The organism is Pseudonocardia sp. MH-G8, assembly GCF_002262885.1.
Taxonomy (GTDB): domain Bacteria; phylum Actinomycetota; class Actinomycetes; order Mycobacteriales; family Pseudonocardiaceae; genus Pseudonocardia.
This window is the reverse complement of sequence record NZ_NKYF01000011.1, coordinates 165,662-191,820: the sequence shown is the minus strand read 5'-3', so window position 1 is coordinate 191,820 and position 26,159 is coordinate 165,662. Positions and strand designations below refer to the sequence as shown.

Annotated in this window: 28 protein-coding genes; 10 read left to right on the top strand and 18 right to left on the bottom strand. The window is 72.0% G+C overall.

Translation table 11 applies throughout. The features are described from left to right. Positions 1 to 8 precede the first annotated feature (8 nt). Genes CFP66_RS24570 through CFP66_RS24555 form a run of 4 tightly spaced genes read right to left on the bottom strand, consistent with a single transcriptional unit; the run spans position 9 to position 4,321 of the window. Complete coding sequence (locus CFP66_RS24570; RefSeq protein ID WP_094927503.1) at positions 9 to 1,514, bottom strand: tripartite tricarboxylate transporter permease; 1,506 nt, start codon at positions 1,512 to 1,514, stop codon at positions 9 to 11. A gap of 4 nt (positions 1,515 to 1,518) precedes the next feature. Then, a complete protein-coding gene (locus CFP66_RS24565) occupies positions 1,519 to 2,079 on the bottom strand; it encodes a tripartite tricarboxylate transporter TctB family protein (protein WP_158228197.1) in 561 nt (186 codons plus the stop codon). Further along, a complete protein-coding gene (locus tag CFP66_RS24560; RefSeq protein ID WP_094927501.1) occupies positions 2,076 to 3,056 on the bottom strand; it encodes a tripartite tricarboxylate transporter substrate binding protein in 981 nt (326 codons plus the stop codon). Before CFP66_RS24560 ends, CFP66_RS24565 begins: the two co-directional genes overlap by 4 nt. Further along, positions 3,053 to 4,321 carry a CaiB/BaiF CoA-transferase family protein gene (locus CFP66_RS24555; RefSeq protein ID WP_233159684.1) on the bottom strand — a complete coding sequence of 423 codons (1,269 nt, stop codon included), beginning with the start codon at positions 4,319 to 4,321 and terminating at the stop codon, positions 3,053 to 3,055. The genes CFP66_RS24560 and CFP66_RS24555 overlap by 4 nt, the downstream gene beginning before the upstream one ends. Positions 4,322 to 4,448: 127 nt before the next feature. On the opposite strand from CFP66_RS24555, the gene CFP66_RS24550 reads away from it, so the two are divergent. The 3 genes from CFP66_RS24550 to CFP66_RS24540 all read left to right on the top strand — a co-directional run bounded on the left by CFP66_RS24550 (position 4,449) and on the right by CFP66_RS24540 (position 7,065). Continuing rightward, complete coding sequence (locus CFP66_RS24550) at positions 4,449 to 5,186, top strand: GntR family transcriptional regulator (RefSeq protein WP_233159683.1); 738 nt, start codon at positions 4,449 to 4,451, stop codon at positions 5,184 to 5,186. A gap of 27 nt (positions 5,187 to 5,213) precedes the next feature. Further along, positions 5,214 to 6,659, top strand: a complete 1,446-nt coding sequence (locus CFP66_RS24545) for an Nramp family divalent metal transporter (RefSeq protein WP_094927500.1) — start codon at positions 5,214 to 5,216, stop codon at positions 6,657 to 6,659. A gap of 82 nt (positions 6,660 to 6,741) precedes the next feature. Next, positions 6,742 to 7,065, top strand: coding sequence for a hypothetical protein (locus CFP66_RS24540; protein ID WP_143517372.1), 324 nt, complete (start codon positions 6,742 to 6,744; stop codon positions 7,063 to 7,065). Between the two features lie 57 nt (positions 7,066 to 7,122). Here CFP66_RS24540 and CFP66_RS24535 read toward each other — a convergent pair whose 3' ends face one another. From CFP66_RS24535 to CFP66_RS24500, 8 genes are read right to left on the bottom strand one after another with little or no spacing between them, the layout of a single operon-like run. Continuing rightward, a complete protein-coding gene (locus CFP66_RS24535; RefSeq protein ID WP_094927498.1) occupies positions 7,123 to 7,536 on the bottom strand; it encodes an NUDIX domain-containing protein in 414 nt (137 codons plus the stop codon). Positions 7,537 to 7,548: 12 nt separating this feature from the next. Then, entirely contained in the window at positions 7,549 to 7,836 is a 288-nt protein-coding gene (locus tag CFP66_RS24530; RefSeq protein ID WP_094927497.1) for a YciI family protein, read from the bottom strand. A gap of 40 nt (positions 7,837 to 7,876) precedes the next feature. Further along, positions 7,877 to 8,665 (bottom strand): SDR family oxidoreductase, encoded by a 789-nt coding sequence (locus tag CFP66_RS24525; RefSeq protein WP_094927496.1) that lies wholly within the window; start codon positions 8,663 to 8,665, stop codon positions 7,877 to 7,879. 31 nt (positions 8,666 to 8,696) lie between these two features. Further along, on the bottom strand, positions 8,697 to 9,467 hold the full coding sequence (locus CFP66_RS24520; RefSeq protein ID WP_094927495.1) for an IclR family transcriptional regulator: 771 nt from the start codon (positions 9,465 to 9,467) through the stop codon (positions 8,697 to 8,699). Positions 9,468 to 9,492: 25 nt separating this feature from the next. Continuing rightward, positions 9,493 to 10,323, bottom strand: coding sequence for a 5-dehydro-4-deoxy-D-glucuronate isomerase (kduI, locus tag CFP66_RS24515; RefSeq protein WP_094927494.1), 831 nt, complete (start codon positions 10,321 to 10,323; stop codon positions 9,493 to 9,495). A 16-nt stretch (positions 10,324 to 10,339) separates the two neighbouring features. After that, a complete protein-coding gene (locus CFP66_RS24510) occupies positions 10,340 to 11,644 on the bottom strand; it encodes a TRAP transporter large permease (RefSeq protein ID WP_094927493.1) in 1,305 nt (434 codons plus the stop codon). Positions 11,645 to 11,651: 7 nt separating this feature from the next. After that, positions 11,652 to 12,155, bottom strand: a complete 504-nt coding sequence (locus CFP66_RS24505) for a TRAP transporter small permease (RefSeq protein ID WP_094927492.1) — start codon at positions 12,153 to 12,155, stop codon at positions 11,652 to 11,654. A 1-nt stretch (position 12,156) separates the two neighbouring features. After that, positions 12,157 to 13,215, bottom strand: a complete 1,059-nt coding sequence (locus CFP66_RS24500; RefSeq protein ID WP_094927491.1) for a TRAP transporter substrate-binding protein — start codon at positions 13,213 to 13,215, stop codon at positions 12,157 to 12,159. A 159-nt stretch (positions 13,216 to 13,374) separates the two neighbouring features. Here CFP66_RS24500 and CFP66_RS24495 point away from each other — a divergent pair, with 159 nt between their 5' ends. The 5 genes from CFP66_RS24495 to CFP66_RS24475 all read left to right on the top strand — a co-directional run bounded on the left by CFP66_RS24495 (position 13,375) and on the right by CFP66_RS24475 (position 19,722). Beyond that, entirely contained in the window at positions 13,375 to 14,331 is a 957-nt protein-coding gene (locus CFP66_RS24495; protein ID WP_094927490.1) for a bile acid:sodium symporter family protein, read from the top strand. A 218-nt stretch (positions 14,332 to 14,549) separates the two neighbouring features. Next, positions 14,550 to 15,236 (top strand): ABC transporter ATP-binding protein, encoded by a 687-nt coding sequence (locus tag CFP66_RS24490; protein WP_094927489.1) that lies wholly within the window; start codon positions 14,550 to 14,552, stop codon positions 15,234 to 15,236. Then, the gene (locus tag CFP66_RS24485) at positions 15,233 to 16,450 is read left to right on the top strand and encodes an ABC transporter permease (protein WP_094927488.1); all 1,218 of its coding nucleotides are present in this window, start codon (positions 15,233 to 15,235) and stop codon (positions 16,448 to 16,450) included. Before CFP66_RS24490 ends, CFP66_RS24485 begins: the two co-directional genes overlap by 4 nt. Positions 16,451 to 16,485: 35 nt before the next feature. Continuing rightward, positions 16,486 to 18,168, top strand: a complete 1,683-nt coding sequence (locus CFP66_RS24480; protein WP_094927487.1) for an efflux RND transporter periplasmic adaptor subunit — start codon at positions 16,486 to 16,488, stop codon at positions 18,166 to 18,168. A gap of 66 nt (positions 18,169 to 18,234) precedes the next feature. Beyond that, positions 18,235 to 19,722, top strand: coding sequence for a glycosyltransferase family 39 protein (locus CFP66_RS24475; RefSeq protein WP_094927486.1), 1,488 nt, complete (start codon positions 18,235 to 18,237; stop codon positions 19,720 to 19,722). A 6-nt stretch (positions 19,723 to 19,728) separates the two neighbouring features. On the opposite strand, the gene CFP66_RS24470 is transcribed toward CFP66_RS24475, so the two are convergent. Together CFP66_RS24470 and CFP66_RS24465 are read right to left on the bottom strand one after the other, a co-directional pair. Beyond that, the gene (locus CFP66_RS24470) at positions 19,729 to 20,250 is read right to left on the bottom strand and encodes a hypothetical protein (RefSeq protein WP_094927485.1); all 522 of its coding nucleotides are present in this window, start codon (positions 20,248 to 20,250) and stop codon (positions 19,729 to 19,731) included. An 18-nt stretch (positions 20,251 to 20,268) separates the two neighbouring features. Beyond that, complete coding sequence (locus tag CFP66_RS24465; protein ID WP_094927484.1) at positions 20,269 to 20,754, bottom strand: hypothetical protein; 486 nt, start codon at positions 20,752 to 20,754, stop codon at positions 20,269 to 20,271. Positions 20,755 to 20,835: 81 nt separating this feature from the next. Between CFP66_RS24465 and CFP66_RS24460 the strand changes: the two genes are divergently transcribed. Beyond that, positions 20,836 to 21,834: a LacI family DNA-binding transcriptional regulator gene (locus CFP66_RS24460; RefSeq protein WP_094927483.1), complete on the top strand. Its 999-nt coding sequence runs from the start codon at positions 20,836 to 20,838 to the stop codon at positions 21,832 to 21,834. Between the two features lie 13 nt (positions 21,835 to 21,847). Here CFP66_RS24460 and CFP66_RS24455 read toward each other — a convergent pair whose 3' ends face one another. From CFP66_RS24455 to CFP66_RS24440, 4 genes are all read right to left on the bottom strand, one after another. Continuing rightward, on the bottom strand, positions 21,848 to 22,465 hold the full coding sequence (locus CFP66_RS24455; RefSeq protein WP_094927482.1) for a hypothetical protein: 618 nt from the start codon (positions 22,463 to 22,465) through the stop codon (positions 21,848 to 21,850). 159 nt (positions 22,466 to 22,624) lie between these two features. Beyond that, positions 22,625 to 23,638, bottom strand: a complete 1,014-nt coding sequence (locus CFP66_RS24450; RefSeq protein WP_198961640.1) for a hypothetical protein — start codon at positions 23,636 to 23,638, stop codon at positions 22,625 to 22,627. A 67-nt stretch (positions 23,639 to 23,705) separates the two neighbouring features. Continuing rightward, a complete protein-coding gene (locus CFP66_RS24445) occupies positions 23,706 to 24,605 on the bottom strand; it encodes a LysR family transcriptional regulator (protein WP_094927481.1) in 900 nt (299 codons plus the stop codon). Positions 24,606 to 24,648: 43 nt separating this feature from the next. Further along, positions 24,649 to 25,269 carry a TetR/AcrR family transcriptional regulator gene (locus CFP66_RS24440; protein ID WP_094927480.1) on the bottom strand — a complete coding sequence of 207 codons (621 nt, stop codon included), beginning with the start codon at positions 25,267 to 25,269 and terminating at the stop codon, positions 24,649 to 24,651. A 138-nt stretch (positions 25,270 to 25,407) separates the two neighbouring features. Here CFP66_RS24440 and CFP66_RS24435 point away from each other — a divergent pair, with 138 nt between their 5' ends. Then, on the top strand, positions 25,408 to 26,142 hold the full coding sequence (locus CFP66_RS24435; RefSeq protein ID WP_094927562.1) for an SDR family NAD(P)-dependent oxidoreductase: 735 nt from the start codon (positions 25,408 to 25,410) through the stop codon (positions 26,140 to 26,142). Positions 26,143 to 26,159: the final 17 nt, after the last annotated feature.

Below are 26,159 nucleotides of genomic sequence, written 5' to 3'. Positions count from 1 at the left end.
GTTCGTACCTAGCCGACGAGAGTGCCGTTCGTTGCCTTGGAGCGCTTCGCGCGGAACCGGGAGACCAGCGACGGGCCCACCAGCAGCAGCACCGCCAGCACCAGGACCACCACGCACAGCGGGCGGGTGAAGACGATCAGCAGGTCGCCGTCGCCGATCGCGCTGGTCTGCACCAGCGCCTTCTCGAACAGCGGCCCGAGGACCAGGCCCAGCACGAGCGGGGCGGTGGGGAAGCCCAGCCGCTTCATCGCGTAGCCGATGAGCCCGAAGACGAGCACCACCCACATGCTGAACGTGTTGTTGGAGATCGCGTAGGCGCCGAGCAGGCTCGTGAACAGGATCAGCGGGTAGAGGTAGCCGTAGGGGACCCGCAGCAGCTGCGCGAACACCGGGGCCAACGGCAGGTTGAGCACCAGCAGGATCAGGTTGCCGATGAAGAACGACGCGAGCAGGCCCCACACCAGCGCGGGCTGCTGCTCGAACAGCAGCGGCCCGGGCTGGATGCCGTAGATCGTGAACGCGCCGAGCAGCACGGCCGTGGTGGCGCCACCGGGCACGCCGAGGGTCAGGGTCGGCACGAAGTTGGCGTTGGCCGCCGCGTTGTTGGCGCTCTCCGGCGCGGCCACGCCCTCGATCGCCCCGCTGCCGAACTCGTCCTTGTGCTTCGAGACCCGCTTCTCGACGCCGTAGGCCATGAACGAGGCCAGCGTGGAGCCCGCGCCGGGCAGGCAGCCGAACAGGAAGCCGACGCCGCTGCCGCGCAGGATCGCCCCGCCGGAGCGCTTGAGGTCGTCGCGGCTGATCATCAGCTCCCGGAAGCGGGCGCGGATCGGCGCGGCGGCGCCCTCGTGGATCTGGTGCAGCACCTCGCCCACGGCGAACAGCCCGATCATCACCTCGACGAACGGGATGCCCGAGAGCAGGTCGACCGAGCCGAACGTGTAGCGCGAGACCCCGCTGCCGGTGTCGACGCCGACCATCGCGATGGCGAGCCCGACCACCGCCATCGTGGCGCCGAGCACCCGGTCCTCACCGGAGAAGCTGACGATCGTGGCCAGCCCGAGCACCATCACGGCCAGCATCTCCGGTGGCCCGAAGCGCAGCGCGAACTCGGCGAACGGGGGAGCGAGCGCCATCAGCAGGGCCAGCGAGATGATCGCCGCGACGAACGACCCGATCGCCGAGATCGACAGCGCCGCGCCCGCTCGGCCCCTGCGCGCCATCTGGTAGCCGTCGATGGTCGTGACGACGGTGGCCGCCTCGCCCGGCGTCGAGATGAGGACCGAGGTGATCGTGCCGCCGTACTGGGCGCCGTAGTAGATCCCGGCGAGCATGATCAGCGCCGTCACCGGCTCGAGCCCGAGGGTCAGGGGCAGCAGGATCGCGACGCCGGTGGTGGAGCCCAGGCCGGGCAGCACGCCGATCACGGTGCCGAGCAGCACGCCGAGGAAGCACCAGGCCAGGTTCTCGACCGAGAGCGCGGTCTCGAACCCGAGCAGCAGGTTGTCGATCATTTCGTCACCAGCCCATGAGGTCGCCGAGCAGGCCGGTCGGGAGCGGCACGTCGAGGAACTCCTCGAAGACGCCGTACCCCGCGGCCACGGCCACCACGGTGACGACCACCGCCACCAGCGGCGGGCGCCGCTCGACGACCGCGGAGACGAAGAGCATCAGCAGGCCGAAGGCGGGCAGGAAGCCGAGCAGGGGCACCAGCAGCACGGTGACCGGCAGGGCGAGAACCACCATCCACAGCTGGCGGACCCGCTGCGCGTCGGTGCGCCCGAACACGTCCACCCCGCCGCCCGTCGGAGCCTCCCGCTCACCCGAGCGCAGCCGGCGCAGCCGGACCAGCAACTGGCCCGCGCTCAGCAGCAGGAGCAGCAGGCCCAGCACCATCGGGAGCAGGCCGGGTCCGACCCGCCCCTCCTCGCCGAGGATGCCGTAGCCGAACGAGGTGACCAGCACCGCCGCCCCGAGCGCCGCGAGGACCCCGAACGCGATCGCCTGGGGCCCCGGGCCCGCGGTCCCGAGCGGTTCGGGACCCGCCGCTTCCGCCGGCTCGGCCGCCTGCTCGCTCACGACTTCAGCGCCTCCTCCAGCAGCGTGCGGTTGCGGCCCAGGTACTCGACGAACTCGGGCCCGGCCGCGGTGATCGGCTGCAGGTAGCTCTCCTCGACGTAGCTGCGGTACTCCTGCGTCTCGAGCGCGCGCGTCATCGTGTCGATCCAGTACTTCTGCTGCTCCTCGTCGATGCCACCGGGCGCGAGCACGCCGCGGAACTGCGCGAACGAGACCGGGATGCCCTGCTCGGTGGCGGTCGGGATCTCCTGCAGCGCGCCGTAGTCGTAGCGCTTCTCGGCGAACGCGCAGACCGCGCGCAGGTCACCGGAGTCGAGCTGGCCGATCACCTCGCCGGGGTTCAGCGACGCGACGTCGATCTGGCCGCCCAGCAACGCGGCGATGAGCTCGCCGCCGGACTCGAACGCCACCCGGTCGAACTGCACGCCCGTCTCGTTCTCGGTGAGGCCGAAGACGATGTTGTCCAGCCCGGTCTGGCCGCTGATCCCGGCGACGACCCGCTCCCCGCGTGCGGCGTCGACCACGTCGGTGCAGGTCTGGTACGGCGCGGCGGCCGGCACGACGAGGAGCGTGTAGTCCTCCGCGACCTTCATGATCGGGGTGAAGTCCTCGTAGGTGAACTCCACCTGACCACCGGTCGGAAGCGCGAGCAATGCGGTCTCGGTGGCGAGCAGGGTCTCGGCGTCGCCCTCGCGGCCGAGGAAGTAGGAGTAGCCGACGGCGCCCGAGCCGCCCTCCCGGTTCTCCACGGACACGGTGACGTCCGGCGCGGCCGCCTCGATGGCCGCGCCCAGCGCCCGGCCGGCCCGGTCGCTGCCGCCGCCCGCGGAGAACGGCACGATCATCGTGACGTCGCCGTCGGGCTGCCAGCCCTCCGCGGAGTCGTTCCCGCCGCCTCCTCCACCGCATCCCGCGAGCGCGAGTGCGCCGACGGCCGCGACCGCCAGTGCGGTCCTGGTAGCTGCACGGTTGTTCATGCCGGGTCCTCCCTCTCGCTCGTGCCGGACGGATCGGGTGGCGTCGCCTCGCCGAGTGCGGCGGCGCCCTGGGCGGCGAGCGCGTGGATCTCGCCGTCGGAGTAGCCGACGGCCCGCAGCGCGTCGGCCGTGCCCTCGCCCAGGAGCGGGCCCGCGGCGTCGCGGACCGCCGGGGTGCGCGAGAACCGCATCGGCGAGCCGAGCTGGCGCACCGGTCCCAGCACGGGGTGGTCGGCGTCCCAGAAGTACTCGCGCTGGTTGAGGTGCTCGTCGGTGAACACCTGGCCGTAGTCGGCGATCGGGGCGCAGGGCACGCCGGCGTCGTCGAGGGCACGCACCAGGTCGGCGCTGGTCCAGCCCCGGGTGACGTCCTCGATCTGGGCGATCAGGGCCTCCCGGTGCGCGTGGCGGCGGGACGCGTCGGCGTAGCGCTCGTCGGCCTGCAGGGCGCCGAGCCCGAGCACGTCGCACATGCCCGACCACGTCTTCGGGGTGACCGCGCCGAGGGTGACGTGGCCGTCGGCGGTGCGGACGGCCTGGTAGGGGGCGCTGGTCTGGTGCGCCGACCCCAGCGGATGGCCGACCTCGCCGGTGGCGAAGTACTTGCCGGCCTCCCAGACGGCGAAGGACACGCCCGCCTCCAGCAGCGAGACGTCGACGTGCTGGCCCTGCCCGGTGCGGTCGCGCTCGCGCAGCGCGGCGGTGACGGCGAGCGCGACGTAGAGCGCGCAGACCAGGTCGCAGATCGGCACGCCGATCTTCGTGGGCTCCCCGTCGGGAGTGCCGGTGATGCTCATCAGGCCGCCGCGGGCCTGCGCCATGATGTCCAGCCCGGGGAGGTTCGCGAGCGGGCCGTCCTGGCCCCAGCCCGACGCCGAGGCGTAGACCAGGCGCGGGGCCGCCTCGCGGAGGCTCTCGTAGTCCAGCCCGAGCTTGCGCATCGCGCCGGGCCGCAGGTTCTCCACCAGCACATCGGCCTCGGCGGCCAGCCGGCGCAGCGCCTCCCGGCCGTCCTCGGACTTCAGGTCGAGGGCGACGGAGCGCTTGTTGCGGTTGAGGCGCGCGAACGGCGAGCTGTGCCCGTCGAGGAACGGGCCGGTCGTGCGCACCGGGTCGCCCGCGCCCGGCACCTCGATCTTGAGGACGGTGGCGCCCAGGTCGGCGAGCTGCATCGTCGCGAACGGCGCCGCCATGAAGGCGCCGACCTCCAGCACGGTGACGCCCGCGAGCGGGGCCGTCCCGTCGGAGCTCTCGGAACCCAGCACACGCACCTCCGCAGTCTTGGCGACATCGACAAGCTGAACTACTGTCTACAGAAGTTCGTAGGCGCGAGACAAGGGTCAGAGCGAAACTCGCTCGTACCCGGTTCGCCTCGAGGAGGTGCGCGGCAGCGTGTCCGACCAGCCCGACCGGCGCATCGAGGCGCCGCCGAGCATCATGCAGCTCGCCGCGTCCGCGCTACGGGCGATGATCCTCGCCGGGGAGCTGCGGCCCGGGGACCGCGTCGTGGAGAACCAGGTGGCCATCCGGCTCGGCGTCAGCAAGCCGCCGCTGCGCGAGGCCCTGCGGGTGCTCGAGCAGGAGGGGCTCGTCGTACGGTCCCCGCGCCGCGGCGTCGTGGTGACGCCGCTGACGCTGCACGACGTCTACGAGATCTGCACCCTGCGCCACGACCTCGAACACCTCGCCGTCGACCTCGGGGTGCCCTGCCACGCGCCCGAGCGGATCGAGCGGTGCCGCACGGCGTACGCGGAGCTGGCGCGGGTCGCCGCGGAGGGTGACGCCGCCGCCGTCACCGAGCGGGGGTTCGCCTTCCACGTGGCCGTGGTCGGGTTGGCCGGGCACCGCAGGCTGGAGGAGGCCTACCGCTCACTGGCCCTGCAGCTGCACCTGTGCATGGCGATGAACCGCCGGGCCCGGCGCAGCCACGAGACGCTCGCCGGGGACGCCCGGCGCCACCTGCGCATCCTGGAGCTGGTGGAGGCGGGCGACCCCGCGGCCGTGCACGACGAGCTCGCCCACCACGGCGACCGCACGTTCCTGCTCGAGGCGGGGGAGAACTTCCCCGGCGGCTCGCCCGAGTCGCTGGCCTGGCTGGAGCAGGTGCGCCGGCACCAGACCACCATCTGATCCCCTCGTGACCGCAAAGGAGCGGGCATGACGAACCCGGCCGATACCACCGGCTTCCTCACCTACCCCGAACCGCCCGAGAAGCTGCGCCGCCGCCTGACGCTCGTCACGGCGCTGTCGGTGCTGGGACCCGGCGCGATCGTCGCGTCGGCCAACATCGGCTCCGGCGAGATGGTGTTCGCCGCGCGGGGCGGAGCGATATTCGGCTACGCGCTGCTGTGGGCGTTCCTCGTCTCGGCCGCGGCGAAGGCCGCGCTGGCCTACTCGTTCAACCGGTACACCGTCGTGGCGGGCGAGCACCCGATGGCCCGCTGGGCCACGCTGTTCCGCGGGCCGCGCGGCTGGTTCACCCTGCTCATGGGCGTGGTGTCGATCGCCGCGGTGCCGTCGTGGGTCGGCGGGCTCGGCGTGGGGCTGGGCGACCTCATGGCCTCGCTCACCGCCGTCGGCACCGGTGCGCTGTGGGCCACGGGGCTGATCGTGCTGTCCGGGCTGCTGTCCTGGTTCGGCGGCTACCAGCGCCTGGAACGCGCGCAGACCGTGATCGTCGGGTTCATGCTGCTGGCCGTCGCGATCAGCGTGGTGGTGCTGCAACCGGACTGGCTCGCCGCGCTGGCCGGGCTCCTGCCGAGCGTCCCGGAGTACAACGGCTGGGTCGCGGGTGCCTACCCCGACATCGCCGAGCGCTCCGAGTGGCTGGAGCTGGCCGTGTACCTGGGCGCCGTCGGCGGCGGCACCTACGACTACATCGGCTACGCGGGCATGCTGCGCGAGAAGCGCTGGGGCATGCTCGGCCGCGACGACCAGGCCGGGCTGGCCGAGCGGCTCGCGGCCCTGCCCCGCGGGGCCCGGCTGCCGCTCTCGGAGGACCCCGAGCAGGTGGCCCGCGGCCGCGCGTGGAGCCGTGCGCCGCTGGGCGACACGGTGCTGTCGTTCGCCGCGATCGTCGTCTTCGCGTCCATGTTCATGATCAACGGCGCGTCCCTGCTCGCCTCGCAGCAGCAGATCCCCGAGGGCAACGACACCCTCACCTACCAGGCCGGCTTCCTCACGGCGATCCACCCGACGCTGCAGTACCTCTACTACGTCGCCGTCTTCTTCGCGTTCTTCGGCTCGCTCTACGCGTTCTGGGAGCTCTACACCTACACCGCCTACGAGACGCTCTCCCCGGTGTTCGGACGGCTGCGCCGCGCCGGGCCGCGCGTCCTGCGACCCTGGATGTACGGCTACATCCTGGTCGCGAGCCTCGCGCTGGTGTTCACGGTCGGCGAGCTGGTGGTGATCGTGACACCCGCGTCCGTGCTCGGCGGCCTGCTGGCCTCGGGGCTGTTCTGCCTCGCGATCCTGTGGACCGAGCACAAGGTCCTGCCCCCGGCCTACCGCCTGACGACCGCAGGCCGCTGGTGGGTGCTGCTGTCCGGGGTGTTGCTGACGATCCTGGGGCTGGTCTCGACGTGGGAACTCTTCACATGAAGGCCCTCCAGGAGTTCTGGAAAGCCACTTTGCTGCCCTGCAGGTTCATGAATGTGGCTTTCCTGAACCACCTGGTGGCGTCGTGAGGCCCGGGAGCGCTGTCGCCACCGCCTGTCTTGCCGTGCTGTCGGTGTGGCGGTTCGTCGACGGGGCGCCGGTGTGGGCCGCGGTCTTCGCCGGGCTGGCGCTGTTGCAACTCGGGTTCTCGCTGCGCGGCACCGGGCCGTCCCGCGTCGCCGCCGCCGACCCGGCACGCCGCGGCTGGGTCCGGATCGCCGTGGCCAACCTCGTGCTGGCCCTCGCCGCGGTGTTCTGGTTCCCACCGCTGGCCCTGGTGCTCGCCGGGTTGGGCCTCTACTCGGCCCATCGGGCCCGGGCCGCCCGGCCCGCCGTTCCCCAGGCGTGATCGCCGATCCGGTGCACTCCCGGCGAGATGCCGCCGGGAGTGCACCGAACCGATGATCTAGAGGCCCGCGAGGCGGCGGGGGTCGGCGGACCACGTCGCGATGGATCTGCGGTAGCCGTCCGGCAGCCGGAGGCGGTCGAGCTCGCGTGCCGTGAAGAGCCCGACCTCCACGTGCTCGTCGGAGAGCACCGGTTCCGCGTCGGACCCGGGCACGCAGCCGTAGGTCACCACGAAGACGTGCCGGTCGACCGACGTGACGTGGTAGAGCCACGCGTCGAGCAGCGGCCCGGCCCGCACGACCCAGCCCGTCTCCTCGGCGATCTCGCGGACGACGCACTGCGCCGGCGTCTCCCCGATCTCGATGCGGCCCCCGGGCAGCTCCCACTCGTCGCGGTCGTTGCGCAGCAGCAGCACCCGGGCGTCCGGGTCGAGCACGACACCCTTGACGGAGACGGGGAACGCGGGCGGCACGACCCCGGCTCCTCAGCCGACGGCGCCGATGACGATCCCCCAGGACCTGATCGCACGGTCTGCGACCACACCGACCTGCCGGAACGGGTCGTCGTCGAGCAGCTCGCCGATCTCCGTGGCGCTCTCCCCTTCGAAGATGAGCATCCCGCCCGGGGCCTCCTCCGGGCCCCAGGGTCCGCACACCTTCAGCTTCCCGGCGTCGTGCAGCTCCCGCAGGAACGCCCGGTGCGCGGGCCGGTGCTCGTCCCGCTTGTCGTCCGAACCCTCGGCGTAGGTGTAGAACACCGTGAACAGGCTCAATTCAGTTCCTCATCTCGGAGTTGTCGAACACGCCCGCAGGTCAGCGGGCGAGCCAGCCGCCGTCCACCGGGAGCACCGCGCCGTGGACGTAGTCGGCGGCGCGGGAGCAGAGGAACAGCACGGCGCCGGCGATGTCGGCGGCCTCGGCCCAGCGCCCCGCCGGGATGCGGTCGAGGATGGCCCGGCTGCGCTCCGGGTCCGCGCGCAGGTCGTGGGTGTTGGCGGTGGCGACGTAGCCGGGTGCCACCGCGTTGACGTTGACGCCCTTGTCGGCCCATTCGTTGGCCAGCGCCTTGGTCAGCCCGGTCACGGCCGACTTCGACGAGGTATAGCCCGGCACGGTCACGCCGCCCTGGAAGCTCAGCACCGACGCCGTGTTGACGATCTTGCCGCTGCCGCGTTCGACCATCGTGCGCCCGACCTCACGGGACAGCACGAACGTGGAACGCAGGTTCACGTCGACCACGTGGTCGAACTCCTCGTCGGAATGCATCGTGGCAGGTGCGCGCCGGATCGTGCCGGCGTTGTTGACCAGGATGTCGACGTCGCGGGCGGCGAGGTCCGCGGCGAGGGCGGCGACCTGCTCGCGGTCGGCGAGATCCGCCGTCACGGCGATGAGCTTCCGGCCGCGTGCCTCCACCGCTTCCCGGACCTCGTCGTCCCCACCGGGCCGGCCGGAGCCGACGGCGATGATGTCGGCGCCCGCCGCGGCGAGGCAGTCGGCGATCGCGAGGCCGATGCCCCGGCTCGCCCCGGTCACCGCGGCCAGCCGGCCCTCGAGGCCGAACAGGCTCTCCGCGTAGGCGGCAGGCGTGGTCGCAGTGGTCATGGCGCCGGAGTTCTCCTACTCGTGCAAGGGATTACGGGGTGTGTCCGAGGGCGGCCGAGATCTTGTCGGCCGCCTCGATGGCGTACGGCGCCATGGCCGCCACCTCGTCGACGGTGTGCTCGAGCTTCAGCGTGGAGATGCTCAGCCCGTACTTGATGGTTCCGGTGTGGTCCCGGACGGGCGCGGCGACGCAGCGCACACCCGGGGCGTTCTCCTCGTCGTCCTCGGCGAAGCCGCGTGCCCGTACGGTCGAGACGACGCGGCGCAGCGTCTCCAGGTCGGAGATCGTGCGTTCGGTGCGGGGCGTGAGCCCGGTGCGGGCCGCGTAGTGGGCCAGCCCCTCGTCGGTGAACCCGGAGAGCACGACCTTCCCGATGCCCGAGGAGTGCATCGGGATGGTCAGGCCCACGCGGGAGGGCATCTGGTAGGGCTTGTCCGAGTCGGCGCGGATCAGGTAGATGATCTCGTCGCCGTTCGCGACACCCACGTGCACCGTGCAGTGCACCTGGGCCACCAGCTCGTCGACGATCGGCTGGGCGATCGCCGAGATGTCGATCTGCTGCAGCGCGCGCCCGGCGAGCGACAGGATCGTGGGCCCCGGCAGGTACTGGCCGTCCGGGCCCACGGCCACGTACCCCCGGTCCACCATCGTGGACAGGATCCGGTGCACCGTGGCCTTCGCCAACCCGGTCGCCTCCACCACGTCGGTGAAGCGGGGATGGGTCAGCACCGCCGACAGCACGAGCAAGGTCTTCTCGCTCGCACTGGCGCGTTCTCCGGTGGCCGGGTTCTCGGGGGGCATGTCTCACCTGTCCGGGCTCAGCGCGTCACCGCATCTCGGCGATGGGGACGCCGTCCATGTCGTCGAAGGATTGATTCTCCCCTGCCATCGCCCAGACGAAGCTGTAGCTGGCCGAGCCGAAACCGCAGTGCACCGACCAGCTGGGTGAGATCACCGCCTGCCCGTCCGCCACCAGGAGGTGCCGGGTCTGCGACGGCTCACCCATGAGGTGCACGATCCGGGCGTCGGCCGGCAGGTCGAAGTAGAGGTAGGCCTCCATCCGCCGGTCGTGGGTGTGCGCCGGCATCGTGTTCCACATGCTGCCTTCGTGCAGCGTGGTCACTCCCATGACCACCTGGCAGCTGCGCACGCCGTTCTCGTGGATGTACTGGTTGAGCGTGCGCCGGTTGGAGGTGACGCCGTCGCCGAGCTCGCGCACGGTCCCGCTGCCCGCCTCGACGAGCGTGGTCGGGTACGCGGTGTGCGCGGGCGCGGAGAAGAGGTAGAACCGCGCGGGGTCCTCGGCCGCCGCGGAACCGAACGTCACGTCCTGCGCGCCGCGCCCGACGTACAGGCACGAGCCCGTGCCGACCTTGTACTCGGCACCGTCCACGGTGATCGTCCCGGCGCCGCCGACGTTGACGATCCCGGCCTCGCGGTGCTCGAAGAAGTGGTCGCTGCGGATCTCCGGGAACCCGGGCAGCGGGACGGTGGTGGTGACCGGCGCGACGCCGACGAGCACGACGCGGTCGTGGTGGGTGTAGACCGCGCGCACCTCGTCGGCGGCGAACAGGTCCTCGACGAGGTAGCGGCGGCGCAGTTCCGCGGTGTCCATCCCGGGGATCTGCTCCGGGGAGGTGGCATAGCGCTGCTCCATGGAATTCCTTCCTTCTCTACAGGAGGCCCAGCAGGCCGGGCAGCCAGAGCGACAGCCCCGGCGTGAAGATCACGACGACGAACACGACGACGAGCGCGACGAAGAACGGGATGAGCCTGCGGACGACGGGCTCGATCGCGAGGTCGGCCACCTTCGCGCCGACGAACAGGATCGTGCCGACCGGCGGTGTGATCGTGCCGATGCAGACCCCGAGCACGATCATCATCCCGAAGTGGACCGGGTGGATCCCGAAGTTCTCCACGACCGGCAGGAAGATCGGCGTGAAGATCAGTACGGCGGGCGTGGCGTCCATGAAGCAGCCGACGACCAGCAGTACGAGCGCGATCATCAGGAGGATCAGCACCGGGTTGGTGGTGATGCCGAACAACCCTTCGGCCACCATCTGCGGGACCCGCGCGAACGACAGGACGAAGCCCATGACCGTCGAGACGCCGATCAGGAACATGACGACGGCCGTGGTGCGGGCGGCGTCCATGAGGATGCCCGGCAATTGCCGCACGGAGATCGCCCGGTAGACGAAGGACAGCGCCAGCGCGTACAGCACCGCGATGCAGGAGGCCTCGGTGGCGGTGAAGAAGCCCGCGAGGATCCCGCCGATCACCACCACGATCAGCAGCAGCGCCGGGACCGCATCCAGCAGTACCTTGAGCGACCGGGTGAGGCCGATCCGCTCGGTCACCCGCAGCTCGGGTCGCGTGCGGGCGTACAGGTGCACGGCGACCATGCAGACCAGCGCCCACGCGATGCCGGGTAGGTAGCCCCCGACGAACAGCGCCGCCACCGAGGTGCCCGACACAAGCGAGTAGACGATCATCAGGTTGCTCGGCGGGATCAGCATCCCGGACGGCGCGGAGGCGATGTTGGCGGCGGCGGCGAAGCTGCGGTCGTAGCGCTCCTTCTCCTGCAGCGGCGTCATGACCGAGCCGACGGCGGCGGCCGCCGCCACCCCGGAGCCGCTGATGGCCCCGAACAGGGCGTTGGCCGCCACGTTGGTCTGCGCCAGCGATCCCGGCGCCCGGCCGACCAGCACCTTCGAGGCGTCGATCAGCCGCAGCGCGATGCCGCCGTTGTTCATGATCACGCCGGCCAGCACGAAGAACGGGATGGCCAGCAGCGGGAACGAGTTGATCCCGCGGAAGATCTGCTGGGCCGCGGTGAGCACGCCGTCCTCGGTGCCGAGGAAGACGAACATCGCCGCCAGCGACGACAGGCCGACGGCCACGCTGATCGGGGCGCCGATGACCAGCAGCACCGCGATCCCGACCAACAGCAGGAGAGCGGCGAGCGAGACGGGGTCCATTGCTCTCCTAGACGAGCTCGGGCTCGGCGTCGGCCACCGGGCGTTCGGCGCCGGTGAGGATCTGCACCAGGTGGAAGAGGGTGTAGAAGGCGATCAGGGCGCCGCTGATCGGCAGGGCCAGGTAGAGCGGGCCCACGGTGACCGGCAGGCCGGTCAGGTTCTGGTTCCAGGCCAGCTGCGACACCAGGAACCCGCCCCACAGCAGCGCCAGCCCGGTGAAGGTCAGGATCGTCAGCTGGACGACGACCGCCAGCACCAGCTGGGCGGTGCGCGGCAGCCGGCGCACCACTACGTCCATGGCGACGTGGCCGCGCTCGCCGAACACGAGCGCGGCGCTGAACAGGCCCAGCCAGATGAACAGGTACTTGGCGAGTTCCTCGGACCAGCCGCTGGGGCTGCCGAGGACCTGCCGGGCGAACACCTGCCACGACACGTCGATCACGAGCGCGGCGAACAGCACCACGCACACCGCGGTCAGCGCGCGATCGAGGATCTTCTTGACCGCGGTCATCTCAGCCGGCCGTGGCGGCCGCGCGCGCCTGCTCGTGGATCCGGCGAGCGACGTCGCTGGTGAGCTTCTGCTCAACCAGCGGCCGGATCGCCGCCGCGAACGCCGCGGTGTCCACCTCGTTGAACTGGGCGCCCGCGTCCTTGGCGGCCTGGGTGACCGTCGAGATCTCGGACTTCCAGAGCTGCCCCTCCTCCTCGACGGCGGTGCGCACCTCCTCGGTGAAGATCGCGCGGTCCTCGGGGGGCATCCCCTCGAGCACCGCCGGGTTGATGATCAGGTAGTCCGGCAGCATGAGGTGGCGGGTGTAGCTGTAGTACGGCGCGACCTCGGAGTGCTTGGAGTTGAAGTAGGTCAGCTCGTTGTTCTCCGCGCCGTCGATGACACCGGATTGCAGGGCGGTGTAGACCTCACCCATCCCCATGGGCGTGCCGCTGCCGCCCAGCAGCCGGATCATCTCGATGTTCGTGTCCGACTCGATGACGCGGACCTTCATCCCGGCGAGGTCGGCAGGCGTCGTGATCGGGCCCCGCGGGTTGTACATCGAGCGGATGCCGCCGTGGAACCCGGCGAGCACGTGGATGTTCTGGTCGTCGAGCGAGGAGTAGAGCTCGGAGACGATCGCGGGGTCGTTGGTGACCTGGCGCTGGTGGTCCTGCGAGTCGAAGGTGAACGGCAGGTTGAAGGCCACGAAGTCGGGGTTGAAGTTCTCCAGCAGCGGGCTGGCGACCATCGACATGTCCAGCGTGCCGGACTGGACCAGCTCGATCGTCTCGCGCTGAGCCCCGAGGGTTTCGTTCGGGTAGACCTCGATGCCGTACCGGCCGTCGGTGCGCTCGGCGAGGCGCTCGCCCATGGCCTGCATCGCGATGAACTGCGGGTGGTTCTCGGGCTGGTTGAACGCGACCCGGAACACCGTCTCCGCGGTGGCCGCTGCCGAGCCGCCGCCGGCGTCGTCACCTCCGACGGCGCCGCCGGGAACGCCGGTTCCCGCGCTGCACGCGCTCACCAGGAGCGCCGCCGCGGCCACGCCTGCGAGCGCCGTTGCCTTTCCGTGTCTCATGCCGGACTCCCTTGTCAGCCGATCCATGGATGGAACTCAGTTCCGTGTCACGGAACAAGCTAGAGGACGGGCCGAACCTGCGCAACGGTCTCGTCGGGGCGCGGACGTATCGTCACCGCGAGCCGCGCGCCGGGCGCGACCGTGGAGGAGGGGCGGGCCGTGGGCCGTCTGCAACGGATCAGCGATCAGGCGGGCCGCTGGTTCCCGCTGATCGTGCTCGTCGCCGGGGCGATCGCGCTGGCGGTCCCCGGGGCGTTCGCCGGCTGGTCGGCGGCGGTGCCGTGGCTGCTCGCACTGATCATGCTGGGGATGGGCCTCACGCTGCGGCCCGTCGATTTCGCCTACGTGGCGCGGCGCCCGATCGCGTTCGTCATCGGCGTCGTGGCCCAGTTCGTGATCATGCCCGGTATCGGGTGGCTGCTGGCGACGGCGCTGCCGCTGAGCCCCGAGCTCGCCGTCGGCGTGATCCTCGTGGCCTGCGCCCCGGGCGGCACCGCGTCCAACGTGATGGTCTTCCTCGCCAAGGGCGACACGGCGCTGTCGGTGGCGATGACGTCGGTGTCCACGCTGCTCGCGCCGATCGTCACCCCGCTGCTGGTGCTCGCGCTGGCCGGCCGGTTCCTGCCCGTGCAGCCGGGCGCGCTCTTCTTCTCGATCGTGCAGGTCGTGCTGGTGCCGGTGCTGCTCGGGTTCCTGCTGCGCCGCTTCGCCGAACCCCAGGTCGAGAAGGTCGTGCCCGCGCTACCGCTGGTCTCGGTCGTCGGGATCACCGCGGTGGTGATGGCCGTGGTCGCCGGCAGCGCGTCGGCGCTGGTCGCGTCCGGCGTCGTCATCGTGGTCGCGGTCGTGCTGCACAACGTGCTGGGGCTGGGGCTGGGATACGTCGTGGCCCGGCTGTGCGGGCTCGACGAGAGCGCGCGCAGGGCCATCGCCATCGAGGTCGGCATGCAGAACTCCGGCCTCTCCGCCACGCTGGCCACCGCCCACTTCAACCCGGTCGCGGCCCTGCCCGCCGCGGTGTTCTCGGTGTGGCACAACGTGAGCGGCTCGATCCTGGCCGGCTACTGGGCGCGGCGCCCGGTCGCCGTCCCGTCGGACCGCGTCTCTCCGTCCTGAGCGGTCGCGGGTCGAATCCGGCCCCGAATCGTGCACGCGCCGTGTTCTTCCCATTGCTCCGCGCCCGCTGAACGGGCACGACCGGGCGAACTCACCCCCCGCGCGACGTGGTGACCGTCACCCGTGGCAGATTATGAGTACGGCGTACCCCGAAACTCGGTCCCTCGTTGGAGCGGTGGGGGTGGCCTGGGGGCGGGCCGGCCTGTAAGGGGGGAAGCATGATTGAGCTGGATGGCGTCTCGAAGATCTACGGCAACGGGTCGGTGAAGGTCAGGGCGCTCGGTCCGGTGGACCTCTTCATCGAGGAGGGGGACTTCGTCGCGATCATGGGGCCGTCGGGCTCCGGCAAGAGCACCATGATGAACATCCTCGGCTGCCTGGACGTGCCGAGCAGCGGGCGCTACAGCTTGGACGGGATCGACGTCAGCAAGCTGAAGGACAACAAGCTCGCCGGAATCCGCAACACGCGCATCGGCTTCGTGTTCCAGTCGTTCAACCTGATCGCGCGCACATCCGCGCTGCGCAACGTCGAATTGCCGTTGGTCTACGCGCGCAGCGCGAACCGCAGGAACCGGGCCAGGGCGGCGCTCGAACGGGTGGGGCTCGGCGAGCGTGCCGACCACATGCCCAACGAGCTCTCCGGCGGCCAGCAGCAGCGTGTCGCGGTGGCGCGTGCGCTGGTCACGGAGCCGGCGATGATCCTGGCCGACGAGCCGACCGGCAACCTGGACACCAGCTCGACCGTCGAGATCATGAAGCTGCTGGCCGAGCTCAACGACTCCGGGCGCACCGTCGTGCTCATCACCCACGAGCCGGAAGTGGCGGAGTTCGCCAAGCGCGTGATCGAGCTGCGGGACGGCCAGATCGTCCGGGACGTGCGGCAGCAGCAGGTGATCCACTCGTGATCTTCGAGACCGCGCGCATCGCCCTGCGTGGCCTGCGGGCCAACAAGCTCCGGTCGGCGCTCACCACGCTCGGCATCGTCATCGGCGTGGCGGCGGTCATTGTGCTCGTCGCGCTCGGCAACGGCATCCAGGCCGGGTTCAACGACATCTTCGGCTCGCTCGCCACGCAGATCACCGTGACGCAGACCCAGGGCGGTGTGCCCGGTGGCGGGCAGGCGCGGGATCTCACGGAGAACGACATGGAGGCCCTCACCGACTCCACGGACGCGCCCGACGTCCTGTCGGCCACGCCGGTGGTGGGCGGCGCCGCGCTGCTGCAGGTGGAGGGCGGGCTGCAGTACCGCACCTCGGTCACCGGCACCACGGCCGAGTACCTCGACATCAACGACCGCGACCTCGAGGCGGGGCGGGGCTTCGACGCGCAGGAGGCCCGCACCAACGCCAAGGTGGTCGTGCTCGGTCCGAACCCGGTCCAGGAGCTGTTCGGCGGCAACAACGCCAGCGCGCTGAACAGCGAGATCCGCATCGGCAGCGCGGTCTTCCGCGTGATCGGCGTGGCCGAGTCCGACGGCCAGCAGGACGACGTCGCGATCATGCCCCTCGGGGCGGCGCGCAGCTACCTGGTCGGCGGCGACGACGAGCTCGACACGATCATCGTGCGGGCCCGCTCCTCGGAGGCGGTGCCCGCCGCGGTCGACCAGATCACCGCGGTCCTGACCGACCGGCACAACATCCGCGACCCCGCCGAACGCGACTTCGACGTGCAGGCACTGCAGAGCCTGCTCGACCAGTCCTCGCAGTTCCTGACGTTCCTCACGCTGTTCACGGGAGCGGTCGCGGGGATCTCGCTGGTCGTCGGCAGCATCGGCGTCGCGAACATCATGCTGGTGACGGTCACCGAGCGGACCCGCGAGATCGGGATCCGCAAGGCGATCGGTGCCCGGCCGCGGGTGATCCTGCAGCAGTTCCTCCTCGAGTCGATCTTCCTCTCGGGGCTGGGCGGGCTGATGGGGATCGCGCTCGGCGTGGGGTTGTCGCTGACCGGCGCGCTCGTGCTCCCCCAGCTCATCCCCGATTTCCCGGCCCCGGTGGTCGACGTGACGTCGGTCGTGTTCTCGTTCACGATCAGCCTGATCATCGGCCTCGTCGCCGGCGGCTACCCGGCCAACCGGGCCTCCCGGCTGCGTCCCATCGAGGCGCTCCGATACCAGTGATCCGCACCAGCGAAGTGACCAAGGTAGGAGTTCCCATGTCTCGAACGACCGGTCGGCGCCGCCGGGCGGCGTACGCGATCGGTGCGCTGGTGGCGCTGGCCACGACGGCGTGCACCGCGGAACCGCCACCACCACCCACGCTGCGGGTGGATCGCGGGGAGGTCGCCACCACCGTGTCGGCGTCCGGAACCCTGGCCGCGATCTCCGAGCAGAACCTCGGTTTCCCCGAGGGCGGGAAGCTCGTCGAGGTGCTCGTCGGGGTCGGGGCCCGGGTCGAACCCGGGCAGGTGCTGGCCCGCGTCGACGACTTCGAGCTGCGCCAGACCCTCGAGCAGGAACAGGCCCGGCTCGCGCAACAGCAGGCGGAGCTGGACCGCGCCACGGGCGGCAACGCCCTGAACGCCACGGGCCGCACGCTCGACCAGGCCAAGGAGATCCTCGAGGCCACGGAGAAGGAGGTCAGCGAGACGAACGAGGCTAATCGCTCGGCCACCGGCCGGGCCCGCAAGCAGCTCGACTTCGACCGCGAGGTCCTCGACCGGGCCGAGGACACGCTGCGGCGGACCAAGTCCGAATGCAACAGCGGCGACGATGACGAGGACCCGGCGCCTACGAGGACGTCCGAGTCGGCGGCGCCGGAGGAGCCCTCAACAGAGGGCGAGATGGAAACCGACGAGGGCAGCAGCGGATCTGACAGCGGATCCGACGAAAACTCCGACGAAGACTCTGACGACGAGAACACGCAGGTGCGGGGCGCTTCCTACGCCGTCCCGACCCAGACCGCCGCATGCGACCGCATCGCGACCGAGGAGACGGCGGTCGAGAGCGCGGAGCGCAGCGTGATCGCCTCGGAGACCGAGCTCGACGCGGCGAAGCACCGCGAGGACGTCGAGGCGGCCGGCGGGCAGGTGTCGATCGAGAACGCGAAGCAGAGCGTCGTCACGGCGGAGAACGACCGCGGCACGGCCCAGGTGGACAACCCCTCGGACGTCGACGGCGCCCAGGCGCTGGTCCGCGAGGCGCAGGCGGCCGTCGCGATCGCGCAGCGCAACGTCGACAACACGGTGCTGCACGCGCCGGTCGCCGGCGTCGTGTCCGTGATCAACGGAAAGGTCGGGGAGTACCTCGGCGCCGCGTCGGGCACCACCCCGCTCGCCCCCGGCTCCACCGCGGCACTGCCGGGCGGCACCAACCTCGCGTCCGGCGACAGCGGCGGTGGGAGCAGCACCGCGCCCGGCGGCGGTGCCTTCATGGTGCTGAACAACATCGACTCGTTCCAGCTCGTCGTGCCGTTCGAGGAATCGGACGCCTCGCGCGTGGCGGTGAACCAGCCGGTCGAGGTCACCGTCGACGCGATCCCGGACCTGCGGGCCCCGGCCACCGTGCTGGCGATCGCACCCTCGGGTGACCCGTCGTCGGGGATCGTGGAGTACTACGCCACGATCGTGCTGCGCGAGGGCAGCGACCCCCGCCTGCGCGACGGGCAGACGGCGCTGGCCGACGTCGCGGTCGAGTCGGTGGGCAACACGCTGCGCGTGCCGTCGGCGGCGGTGCGGCGCGAGGGCGGGGGCACGGTGGTCGACGTGCGCGGCTCGGACGGCCAGGCCGTACCCACGCCGTTCCACGCCGGTGTCGCGGGTGACGAGTACACCCAGGTGCTGTCGGGCCTGCGCGACGGGCAGGAGCTGCTGCTGCCCCAGCCGCCGCCGGCCGGCTGACGGCCGTGAGTGGGAACGAGTGCTCCGGCACTCGTTCCCACTCACCGCGCCCGCTAGCGTCGGCACGTGATCGCCGGTGCTCCACCTCGCGGCGGCGTGGCCCGGGGTGGGCTCGGCGCCCTGGCTGCGGGCGTCGCCGTCCTGCTGCTCGCCACCGCGGGCCGCTACGGCTACCACCGCGACGAGCTGTACTTCCTGCGGGCGGGCCGGGAGCCGGCGTTCGGCTACGTCGACCAGCCGCCGTTCACCCCGCTGCTCGCCCGCGCGATGGACGTGCTGGCACCCGGCTCGCTGATCGGGTTGCGGGTGCCCTCGGCCCTGGCCGCGGCGGCGGTGGTGCTGCTGACGGGGCTGATCGCCCGCGAGCTGGGCGGTGGCCGCGGCGCGCAGCTCCTGGCGGCGGGGAGCATGGCGGTGTCGGCGGTGCTCCTGGCCGTCGGGCACCTGCTCTCCACGGCGACGTTCGACCTGCTCGCCTGGACCGCCGTGACGTGGTTGCTGGTCAGGGCGCTGCGCGACGGCGGTGGCGTCTGGATCGCGGCCGGTGCGGTCGCCGGTGTCGGGCTGCAGAACAAGCTGCTACCGCTGTTCCTGGTGGCCGGCGTGCTCGCGGGCGTCCTCGCCGCCGGGCCGCGTCCGGCGCTGCGGAGCTGGTGGCCGTGGCTGGGTGCTGCGGTGGCGGTGCTGCTCTGGGCGCCGAACCTGCTGTGGCAGGCGGCGAACGGGTTCCCGCAGCTCGCGCTGTCGGCGGCGATCGCGGGGGGCAGCTCGGGGACGAGCGAGCCCTGGTACGTGTTCCTGCCCTTCCAGCTGGTGTTGGTGAGCCCGCTGCTGGTGCCGGTGTGGGCGTTGGGGTGGTGGCGGCTCGCGCGCGATCCGGTGCTGCGCACCTGGCGGGCCTTCGCCGTGGCGTACGTGCTCGTGGCCGCGGTCTTCCTGGTCACCGGCGGCAAGCCGTACTACCTCGCCGGGTTCTTCCCGGTGCTGCTGGCTGCCGGGGCGACGCCGGTCGTGGCCTGGGCGCAGCGGGGCGCACGGCGCGTCCGCGCCGGAGTGGTGGCAGCGGCGCTGGTGCTGAGCCTGGCGATGTCGTCGGTGCTCATGCTCCCGCTGGTGCCGCAGGAGGAGCTCGCGGGCACCTCGGTCCCGGACATCCACTACGACGCGGGGGAGACGGTCGGGTGGCCGGCGTTCGCCGCCACGCTGGCCGCCGTGCGCGAGCGGGTGCCCGCGGGTGAGCGGGTGGCGGTGCTCGCCGGCAACTACGGGGAGGCCGGCGCCGTCGACCGGTTCCTGCCCGCCCTCGCCCCGGCCTACAGCGGGCACAACGCCTACTGGGACTGGGGCCCGCCGCCCGACGACGCCACGACGCTGATCGTCGTCGGGATGCGGGAGGAGCAGCTGCGCCGCTGGTTCGGCCAGGTGCGGCTCAGCGCCCGGATCGACAACGGCGTGGGCCTGGACAACGACGAGCAGGGCAGCCCGGTCTGGCTCGTCCGCGAGCGCCTGCTGCCGTGGTCGCAGCTGTGGCCGCGGTTGCGCAGCCTCGGCTGAGGACCGTCAGCGCATCGGGCCGCCGGTCAGCCCGTTGAGCAGGACCGTCACGCTGCTCTCGGCCCCCGTGCCGAAGGCGGTGGCCAGCGCGTACCCCACGGCGGCGTCCTGCGGGGTCACTGCGGTGCCCGGCGCCCAGACGGCCATGAGCTCCACCGTTTCCGGCTCCAGCATCAGCTCGCCCAGCGTGCGGTCGTCCCGGGCGAACCTGCTGCCGTGCTCGTCGCGGGGGTGCAGCCGGTAGTGCGTGCCGGCGACGGTGGCGTCCACGCGGAACGAGGACCGGGTGAACCGGCCGCGGCCGGCGGAGAGCTCGGCGGGCACGTCGTCGACGGTGAGCGTGAGGTGGCGGGCGTCGCGCGTGCCGATCGGGATGTACGGCGAGACCTCGGCGTCCTCGCCGCGCCTCAGGTGCACCGCCGGGAAACCGTCGCCCGCGACCTCGACCCGGCCCTGTTCGGCGTCGGTGTGCACGATGACGACGCCGTGCAGCGGGTCCTCGACGACGCAGGTCTGGATCAACGGCACCCGGTGACGGTAGCCGACTCAGGACTGCTCGCGGCGCCGCCGCCACGGCCACCGCCGCCGGCGCCGCGGCGGCTCCGGCTCGGGTTCGGGCGGCGCGGGCGCCACGGCCAGCGTCGAGGCCTGCCGGCTGAGGACCTCGAGGTTCGCCCGCACGTCGCTGTGCGCGGGGTCCAGCGCCACCTGCTCGGCCACCTCCGCGGCCTGGGACACGGCGTCCGCGAACGCGGAGCGGGACGCGTCGAGGCGCTGGGCGATGCGCTTGGCCGGCTCCTCGCGCACCCGGAACCACGCCGGTTCGATCGAGTCGCCGACGATCGCCAGCCGGCGCACGGCGTCCAGCTCCGCGTCGAGGCGCTGGGCGATCTCGGCGAGCCAGCTGCGGGCGGGCCCGGCGGGCAGCGCGCAGGTGATCCGGCGGAAGCGGGACACGGAGTCCGCGCAGTCGCCGACGTAGCCGTTCCAGTAGCGGGACAGGCTCGGGGTCGGCTCGGGCTGGCGCGGCATCGTGACAGGGTGCCCCATCCGGCGCAGGCCGACCGCAGCGCGGCCCCGGGTACGGTACGTGCGCGAGCGGGGGGAGCAGCGATGGCCGGCACGGACGACGGGCGGCGCGCCCCGATCACGCTCGAGGACGTCGCGCGGGCGGCGGGTGTCTCCCGGGCCACCGCGTCGCGGGCGCTCACCGGCTCCGACGTCGTCTCCACACCTGCCCGCGAGCGGGCCCGCGCCGTGGCCGCGAGCCTGGGCTACACCCCCGACCGGCTCGCCCGCGCGCTCGCGGCCGGCACCGGCTCCCGGCTGGTCGTCGCCGTGGCCGGGCCCGACCCCGCCGTGCTCGACGACGCCTACACGGGGCAGGTCGTGAACGCCGCCGCCGCGGTGGGCGACGGGGCCGGGGTCGGCGTCTCGCTGCAGTGGCTCCCGCTCTACGGGCTCGCGGAGCTGGAGCGCATCGGCGCCGACCGCAGCGTGCACGGGTTGGTGCTGGTCAACGCCACGCACGGGCTGCTGGCCCGCGTGCCGCGGTCGCTGCGGGGGAGGGCGGTGTCGATCGGTGTCGGCTCCCGCGACGTGCCGGCTGTCGACATCGACAACGCCGGTGGCGCCGCGGCCCTGGTCACCCACCTCATCGGCACGGGCAGGCGGCGCATCGCGATGGTCACCGGACCGCGCTGGCTGCCGTGCTCGGAGCGGATGGTCGAGACCTACCGCGCGGTGCTGGCCGACGCCGGGCTCCCGGCTCGCGTGGTGTCCGGCGGGTTCGCGGCCGAGGACGGGCTGTCCGGCGCGCGGCACGCACTGCACCGCTGGCCGGACACCGACGCCGTCCTCGCCGTGTGCGACGCGGTGGCGCTCGGCGCGATCGCGGCGCTGCGCGAGCTGGGCGTGCAGGTGCCGGGCGACGTCGCCGTCGCGGGTTTCGACGACGTGCCGATGGCGGCGTGGGGCTTCCCGGCGCTCACCACGGCCACCCACCCGGTGCGGGCGATCGCGACCGCGGCCGCCACCGCCGTGCTCGGTGGGGGAGCGGGGCCCCCGCAGACCTGGTACCGGTCGGAACTCGTGCTCCGCGCGAGCGCCTGATACCCCGCCCCGGTCAGGCGGCCCGCCGCCGGAGCTGCGCGAGGCGGGCCTTGAGCTCGGTGTCCTTGTTGAGCGGGTCGTGCGCCTCGTCGGGCTCGACGCCTCCGGCCTTGCCGACCGCGTTGAGCACGGCGAACATCCGCACGAGGTGGGCGATGCGGGCCTCGTCCTGGTCCACCGGCCGCTGGGCCTCGCTGGCCAGCGCCAGCGTGCGGTCGATCCACAGCACCTCGCTGTGCAGGTCGGCCCGCTGCAGGACGTCGACCATCCGTTGCCGCAGATCGGAGGGTTCGAGATCGAGCCAGCCCGACACGGTCTCCGCCTCGGTGGGGAAGGGCTTGCCCCGTTCCTTGAGGTAGACCAGCTCGACCGCGTACGCGTGCCCGTACGCGCAGTAGCGGCAGCCGTTGCGCAACGAGACGGTGACGCAGGCCAGGTGGGTGCGCAGCGGGCCCAGGATGCGCAGTGTGCGCTCGTAGCGCGGCATGTTGCGGGCGAACCACCCGACCGCCTCGACGGCCCCTTGATCGGCCACGATGTGCGCCATCAGCCTCGGCGGGAATCCCCACAGCTGCTCGCCGAGACCCTCGAGCAGGCGTACGGCAAGGCGATCGACCCCGCGCCCTGCCATGCCGTCCCCCTGACTCAGAGTGACTTACACGCTACTCGCACGTGCAGATGCATGTGAGGGTTATTCCAGTCCGTTACGCCGATGTTGCATGCGGTGGAATGGCCGCCGGGGATTGGGCCGAATGGCCGCAACAACGGCGTCGAGCGACGTTCGCGCTGGTCAGCCGCCCGGGTAGCGTGACCACCAGTGCCGGTCGGGGGCCTGCTGGTATTCGCTCCCGCCGGGCCGGTCCTCGACCTGATCGACCAGATCGCGGGCGAGCGTGTCCACCGCCCACGCGGCCTCCAGGCGGGCGACCAGCTCGACCGGCAGCCGCTCCGCCCCGTGGACGGCGCCGAGCAAGGCGCCGGCGAGCGGGCCGACCGCGCCGGGTGCCGCCAGCTCGCGCGCGGCGTACAGCGTGTCGGCGATGACCTCCGGACCCGGGCAGCGTGCCGCCAGCGCGGCGCCACCGCGCAGGGCCGAGACGGCGCCGTGGTCGAGCGCGAGGCGCGCGAGCGGCAGACCGGCGTCGCGGGCGTCGTCGAGCACCGGGTCGCCGGTGGCGTGCAGCGCGGCCGGAACCGAGGCCGTCCCCAGCGCCGCGCGCGCCAGGTCGACGGCGGTGAGCGTGGCGCGCACGGCGTCGGGATCGCCGTGGGTGGTGGTCACGACCTCGGCCGTCCAGCCCGCGGGCGCGGCGACGGCGGCCAGCGGCAGGCGCGGCGAGAGCGCGTGGTGGCCGTGGCTGCTCGCCGCGGCGGGGTCGGGCGCGATCTCGCGTGCGCCCTTCAGGGCCGCCACCACGGAGGGTGCGTCGCCGCGGCGCTCGCGCATGGCGGGCACGCGGTGCAGCCAGCCCGAGGGCTCGATCGGCCGCGGGATCGCGATGCCCTGCGCGCGAGCCCACCGCCGGTAGGCGAACCAGACGGCGATCGGTGTGGGCCCGATGCCGCGATGGTCGGACCGGACCATCGCGCGGATCAGCCCCTCGGCCGTGAAGCACGCGAGCTGGGTGGTCGCCGTGCCGAGCAGGACGCCGGAACCGGGCTGGTCGGGGCGCGTGAGGGCGTCGCCGAGGGCAAGGCCCAGCAGCAGCCCGCGCACCCGCGAGAGCCGCTCGGCCCGGCGCACCGCGGCGCCGTCCGCGGGCTGCACGGTGAGCACCACGGGTTCGGGGCTCGACGGACTCACACCACGACACTACTGCTGGTGGAGGCCTCCCGCGGTACCGATACGTGGCCAGGAGAGCCGCACCCCGTCACACGGCAGCGCTCCCGAGCTGCCACATCTCGTAGTTCCCGCACTCGGCGGTGATCGTGGCCGTCGTCCGGGCCGCGGCGAAGAAGTCGTCCACCACCGGCGAGGTGCGCGATGCCGCCACCGCGATGCACACCTGCTCGGGCGCCAGATCCGGGATGGGCACGAAGCTGACTTGCGGATGTGCGTAGAACACGGTCGCCGAACGGGCCAGGAACGAGATGCCCCGGCCGGCCGCGACGTGCTCGAGCGTCTCGTCCACCCCGCGCACCAGGTACCCGGCGTTGGGGTGCGGGCGCCTGGTGGGCTGCGTGCTCGTGTCCGTGTGCCAGACCAGCGGCTCGCCGGCCAGGTCCGCCTCGGTGATCTGCTCCTTGCCTGCCAGACGGTGGCCGACGGGCAGCACCGCCACCCGCGGTTCGGTGTACAGCGGGACCACGCGCAGGCCGGCCTCGTCGATGGGCAGCCGCACGTAGGCGACGTCGATGCGGCCGTCGAGCAGCATCGTGGCCTGCTCGTCCCCTTCGATCCGCTGCACGTCCACGAGAACGTCCGGGTGCCGGTTGGCGAACAGCTTCACCGCCGGGGTGACCGCGACGCCTGCCCGGAAGCCGACCATGAGCCGCCGGCCGCCCTGCGCGGCCACGGTCACCCGGTGGCGGACCGCCTGCGCGGAGGCCAGCAGCGGGCCGGCGTCGGTCAGCAACTGCCGGCCGGCGTCGGTGAGCGCCACGCCGTGGCTGTCCCGTGTCAGCAGCGGGGTGCCGAGGTCCTGTTCGAGCGCGCGGATCTGACGGCTGAGCGCCGGCTGCGCGATGTGCAGCTCGGCGGCGGCACGGCCGAAGTGCAGCTGGTCGGCCACGGCGACGAAGTAGCGCAACTTGCGCAGGTCCAGATCCATGGCGCCTCCCGGTCCGGCGATGCCGCCACGGTATCGCAGGTGTTCACCGCGACCCGGTGGTTGCGTGGTCGTCGCCGGGCTGTCGAGCAGACGACGCGGGGATGGCGTTGTCGATGAGGACGGCGGCGATGGCGGCGGCGGTGGGGAAGGATCCGCTGTTGAGGACCCGGGTGCGCGCCGAGGCGCCGTCGATGAGCAGTGCGAGTTGTTCGCCGAGCTGTTCGGGGTCGGTGGCGCCGGCTTCGCGGGCGGTCTCGGTGAGCCGCGCGGCGATGGCGGTCTTGTAGTCGCGTGCGTACCGGGACGCGGGGTGTTGGGGGTCGTGGAGCTCGACGGCCGCCGCGATGTAGGGGCACAGGGGCATGGACGCGGGAATCTCGAAGGCGGCGAGGAGCCGTTCGCGGGGTGTGAGGTCGGTGCGGTCGAACACCCCGGACATGACGTCGGGGTCGAATCGGCGCAGGTACTCGGCGACGAGGTCGTCCTTGCTGGTGAAGTGCTGGTAGGCCGTGCGCTTGGACACCTGGGCCACGGCGCAGAGCTGGTCCATGCCGGTGCGGTTGATGCCCTGATCGCGGAACAGCTGCTGTGACGCGCTGAGGATGCGCTCGCGTGCGCCCCTGCCGCGGCGCCGGCCCAGGGGGCCCTTCTCCGGCTCGGTCATGCGTCCAGTGTAGGCCCGTCGGTACCGATCGGTGTACGTAGCTTGCGCCCCGACCGGCCGTCGGGGTACGTTAGGGACACAGTCCGGTGTATATAAGAGCTGAGCTGTTCGGACACCCCTCAATTCAACGGAGTGATCGTGGGAAAGCTCGATGGCAAGGTAGCGGTGATCACCGGCGGATCCACCGGAATGGCACTGGCCGGCGCCAAGCTGTTCGTCGAGGAAGGAGCGCACGTCTTCATCCAGGCCCGGCGGAAGGAAGCACTGGACGACGCCGTCGAGCTGATCGGCCGCAACGTCACCGCCGTCCAGGGTGACGCGGCGGAACTGGACGACCTGGACCGCTTGTACGACACCGTCAAGCGGGAAAAGGGCTCGATCGACGTGCTGTGGGCCAGTGCCGGAATGGGCGAGCCCGGCGTCCTCGGTGAGATCACCGAGGAGCAGTTCCACCGCGCCTTCTGGCTCAACGCGCGCGGCACCCTGTTCACCGTGCAGAAGGCGCTGCCGCTGATGAACGACAACGGCTCGATCTTCATGACCGGATCCAACGCCTCCCTCGGCGCCTTCCCCGGCTGGAGCCTCTACGCGGGGAGCAAGGCCGTCCAGCAGGCCTGGGCCCGTGTCTGGCTCAACGAACTGCGCGACCGCAACATCCGGGTCAACGTCCTGACCCCCGGCCAGGTCGCCACCGCCAAACAGGAAGAACTGTTCGACGAGGCGACCAAGGCCGCATTCGAGTCCCTCATCCCCCGCGGAAAGATGGGCCGCCCCGAGGAGATCGCCACCGTGGCCCTGTTCCTCGCCTCCGACGACTCCAGCTACGTCAACGGCCTGGAGTTGCTCGCCGACGGCGGCACCACCGCCATCTGAACCGGCGAGGAGTAGCC

Excerpts from the sequence above, each read along its gene's own strand:
- CFP66_RS24570 (WP_094927503.1), bottom strand. The coding sequence starts at position 1,514 with ATGATCGACAACCTGCTGCTCGGGTTCGAGACCGCGCTCTCGGTCGAG.
- CFP66_RS24560 (WP_094927501.1), bottom strand. The coding sequence starts at position 3,056 with ATGAACAACCGTGCAGCTACCAGGACCGCACTGGCGGTCGCGGCCGTC.
- CFP66_RS24545 (WP_094927500.1), top strand. The coding sequence starts at position 5,214 with ATGACGAACCCGGCCGATACCACCGGCTTCCTCACCTACCCCGAACCG.
- CFP66_RS24525 (WP_094927496.1), bottom strand. The coding sequence starts at position 8,665 with ATGACCACTGCGACCACGCCTGCCGCCTACGCGGAGAGCCTGTTCGGC.
- CFP66_RS24520 (WP_094927495.1), bottom strand. The coding sequence starts at position 9,467 with ATGCCCCCCGAGAACCCGGCCACCGGAGAACGCGCCAGTGCGAGCGAG.
- kduI (WP_094927494.1), bottom strand. The coding sequence starts at position 10,323 with ATGGAGCAGCGCTATGCCACCTCCCCGGAGCAGATCCCCGGGATGGAC.
- CFP66_RS24510 (WP_094927493.1), bottom strand. The coding sequence starts at position 11,644 with ATGGACCCCGTCTCGCTCGCCGCTCTCCTGCTGTTGGTCGGGATCGCG.
- CFP66_RS24505 (WP_094927492.1), bottom strand. The coding sequence starts at position 12,155 with ATGACCGCGGTCAAGAAGATCCTCGATCGCGCGCTGACCGCGGTGTGC.
- CFP66_RS24500 (WP_094927491.1), bottom strand. The coding sequence starts at position 13,215 with ATGAGACACGGAAAGGCAACGGCGCTCGCAGGCGTGGCCGCGGCGGCG.
- CFP66_RS24490 (WP_094927489.1), top strand. The coding sequence starts at position 14,550 with ATGATTGAGCTGGATGGCGTCTCGAAGATCTACGGCAACGGGTCGGTG.
- CFP66_RS24480 (WP_094927487.1), top strand. The coding sequence starts at position 16,486 with ATGTCTCGAACGACCGGTCGGCGCCGCCGGGCGGCGTACGCGATCGGT.
- CFP66_RS24465 (WP_094927484.1), bottom strand. The coding sequence starts at position 20,754 with ATGCCGCGCCAGCCCGAGCCGACCCCGAGCCTGTCCCGCTACTGGAAC.
- CFP66_RS24460 (WP_094927483.1), top strand. The coding sequence starts at position 20,836 with ATGGCCGGCACGGACGACGGGCGGCGCGCCCCGATCACGCTCGAGGAC.
- CFP66_RS24455 (WP_094927482.1), bottom strand. The coding sequence starts at position 22,465 with ATGGCAGGGCGCGGGGTCGATCGCCTTGCCGTACGCCTGCTCGAGGGT.
- CFP66_RS24445 (WP_094927481.1), bottom strand. The coding sequence starts at position 24,605 with ATGGATCTGGACCTGCGCAAGTTGCGCTACTTCGTCGCCGTGGCCGAC.
- CFP66_RS24440 (WP_094927480.1), bottom strand. The coding sequence starts at position 25,269 with ATGACCGAGCCGGAGAAGGGCCCCCTGGGCCGGCGCCGCGGCAGGGGC.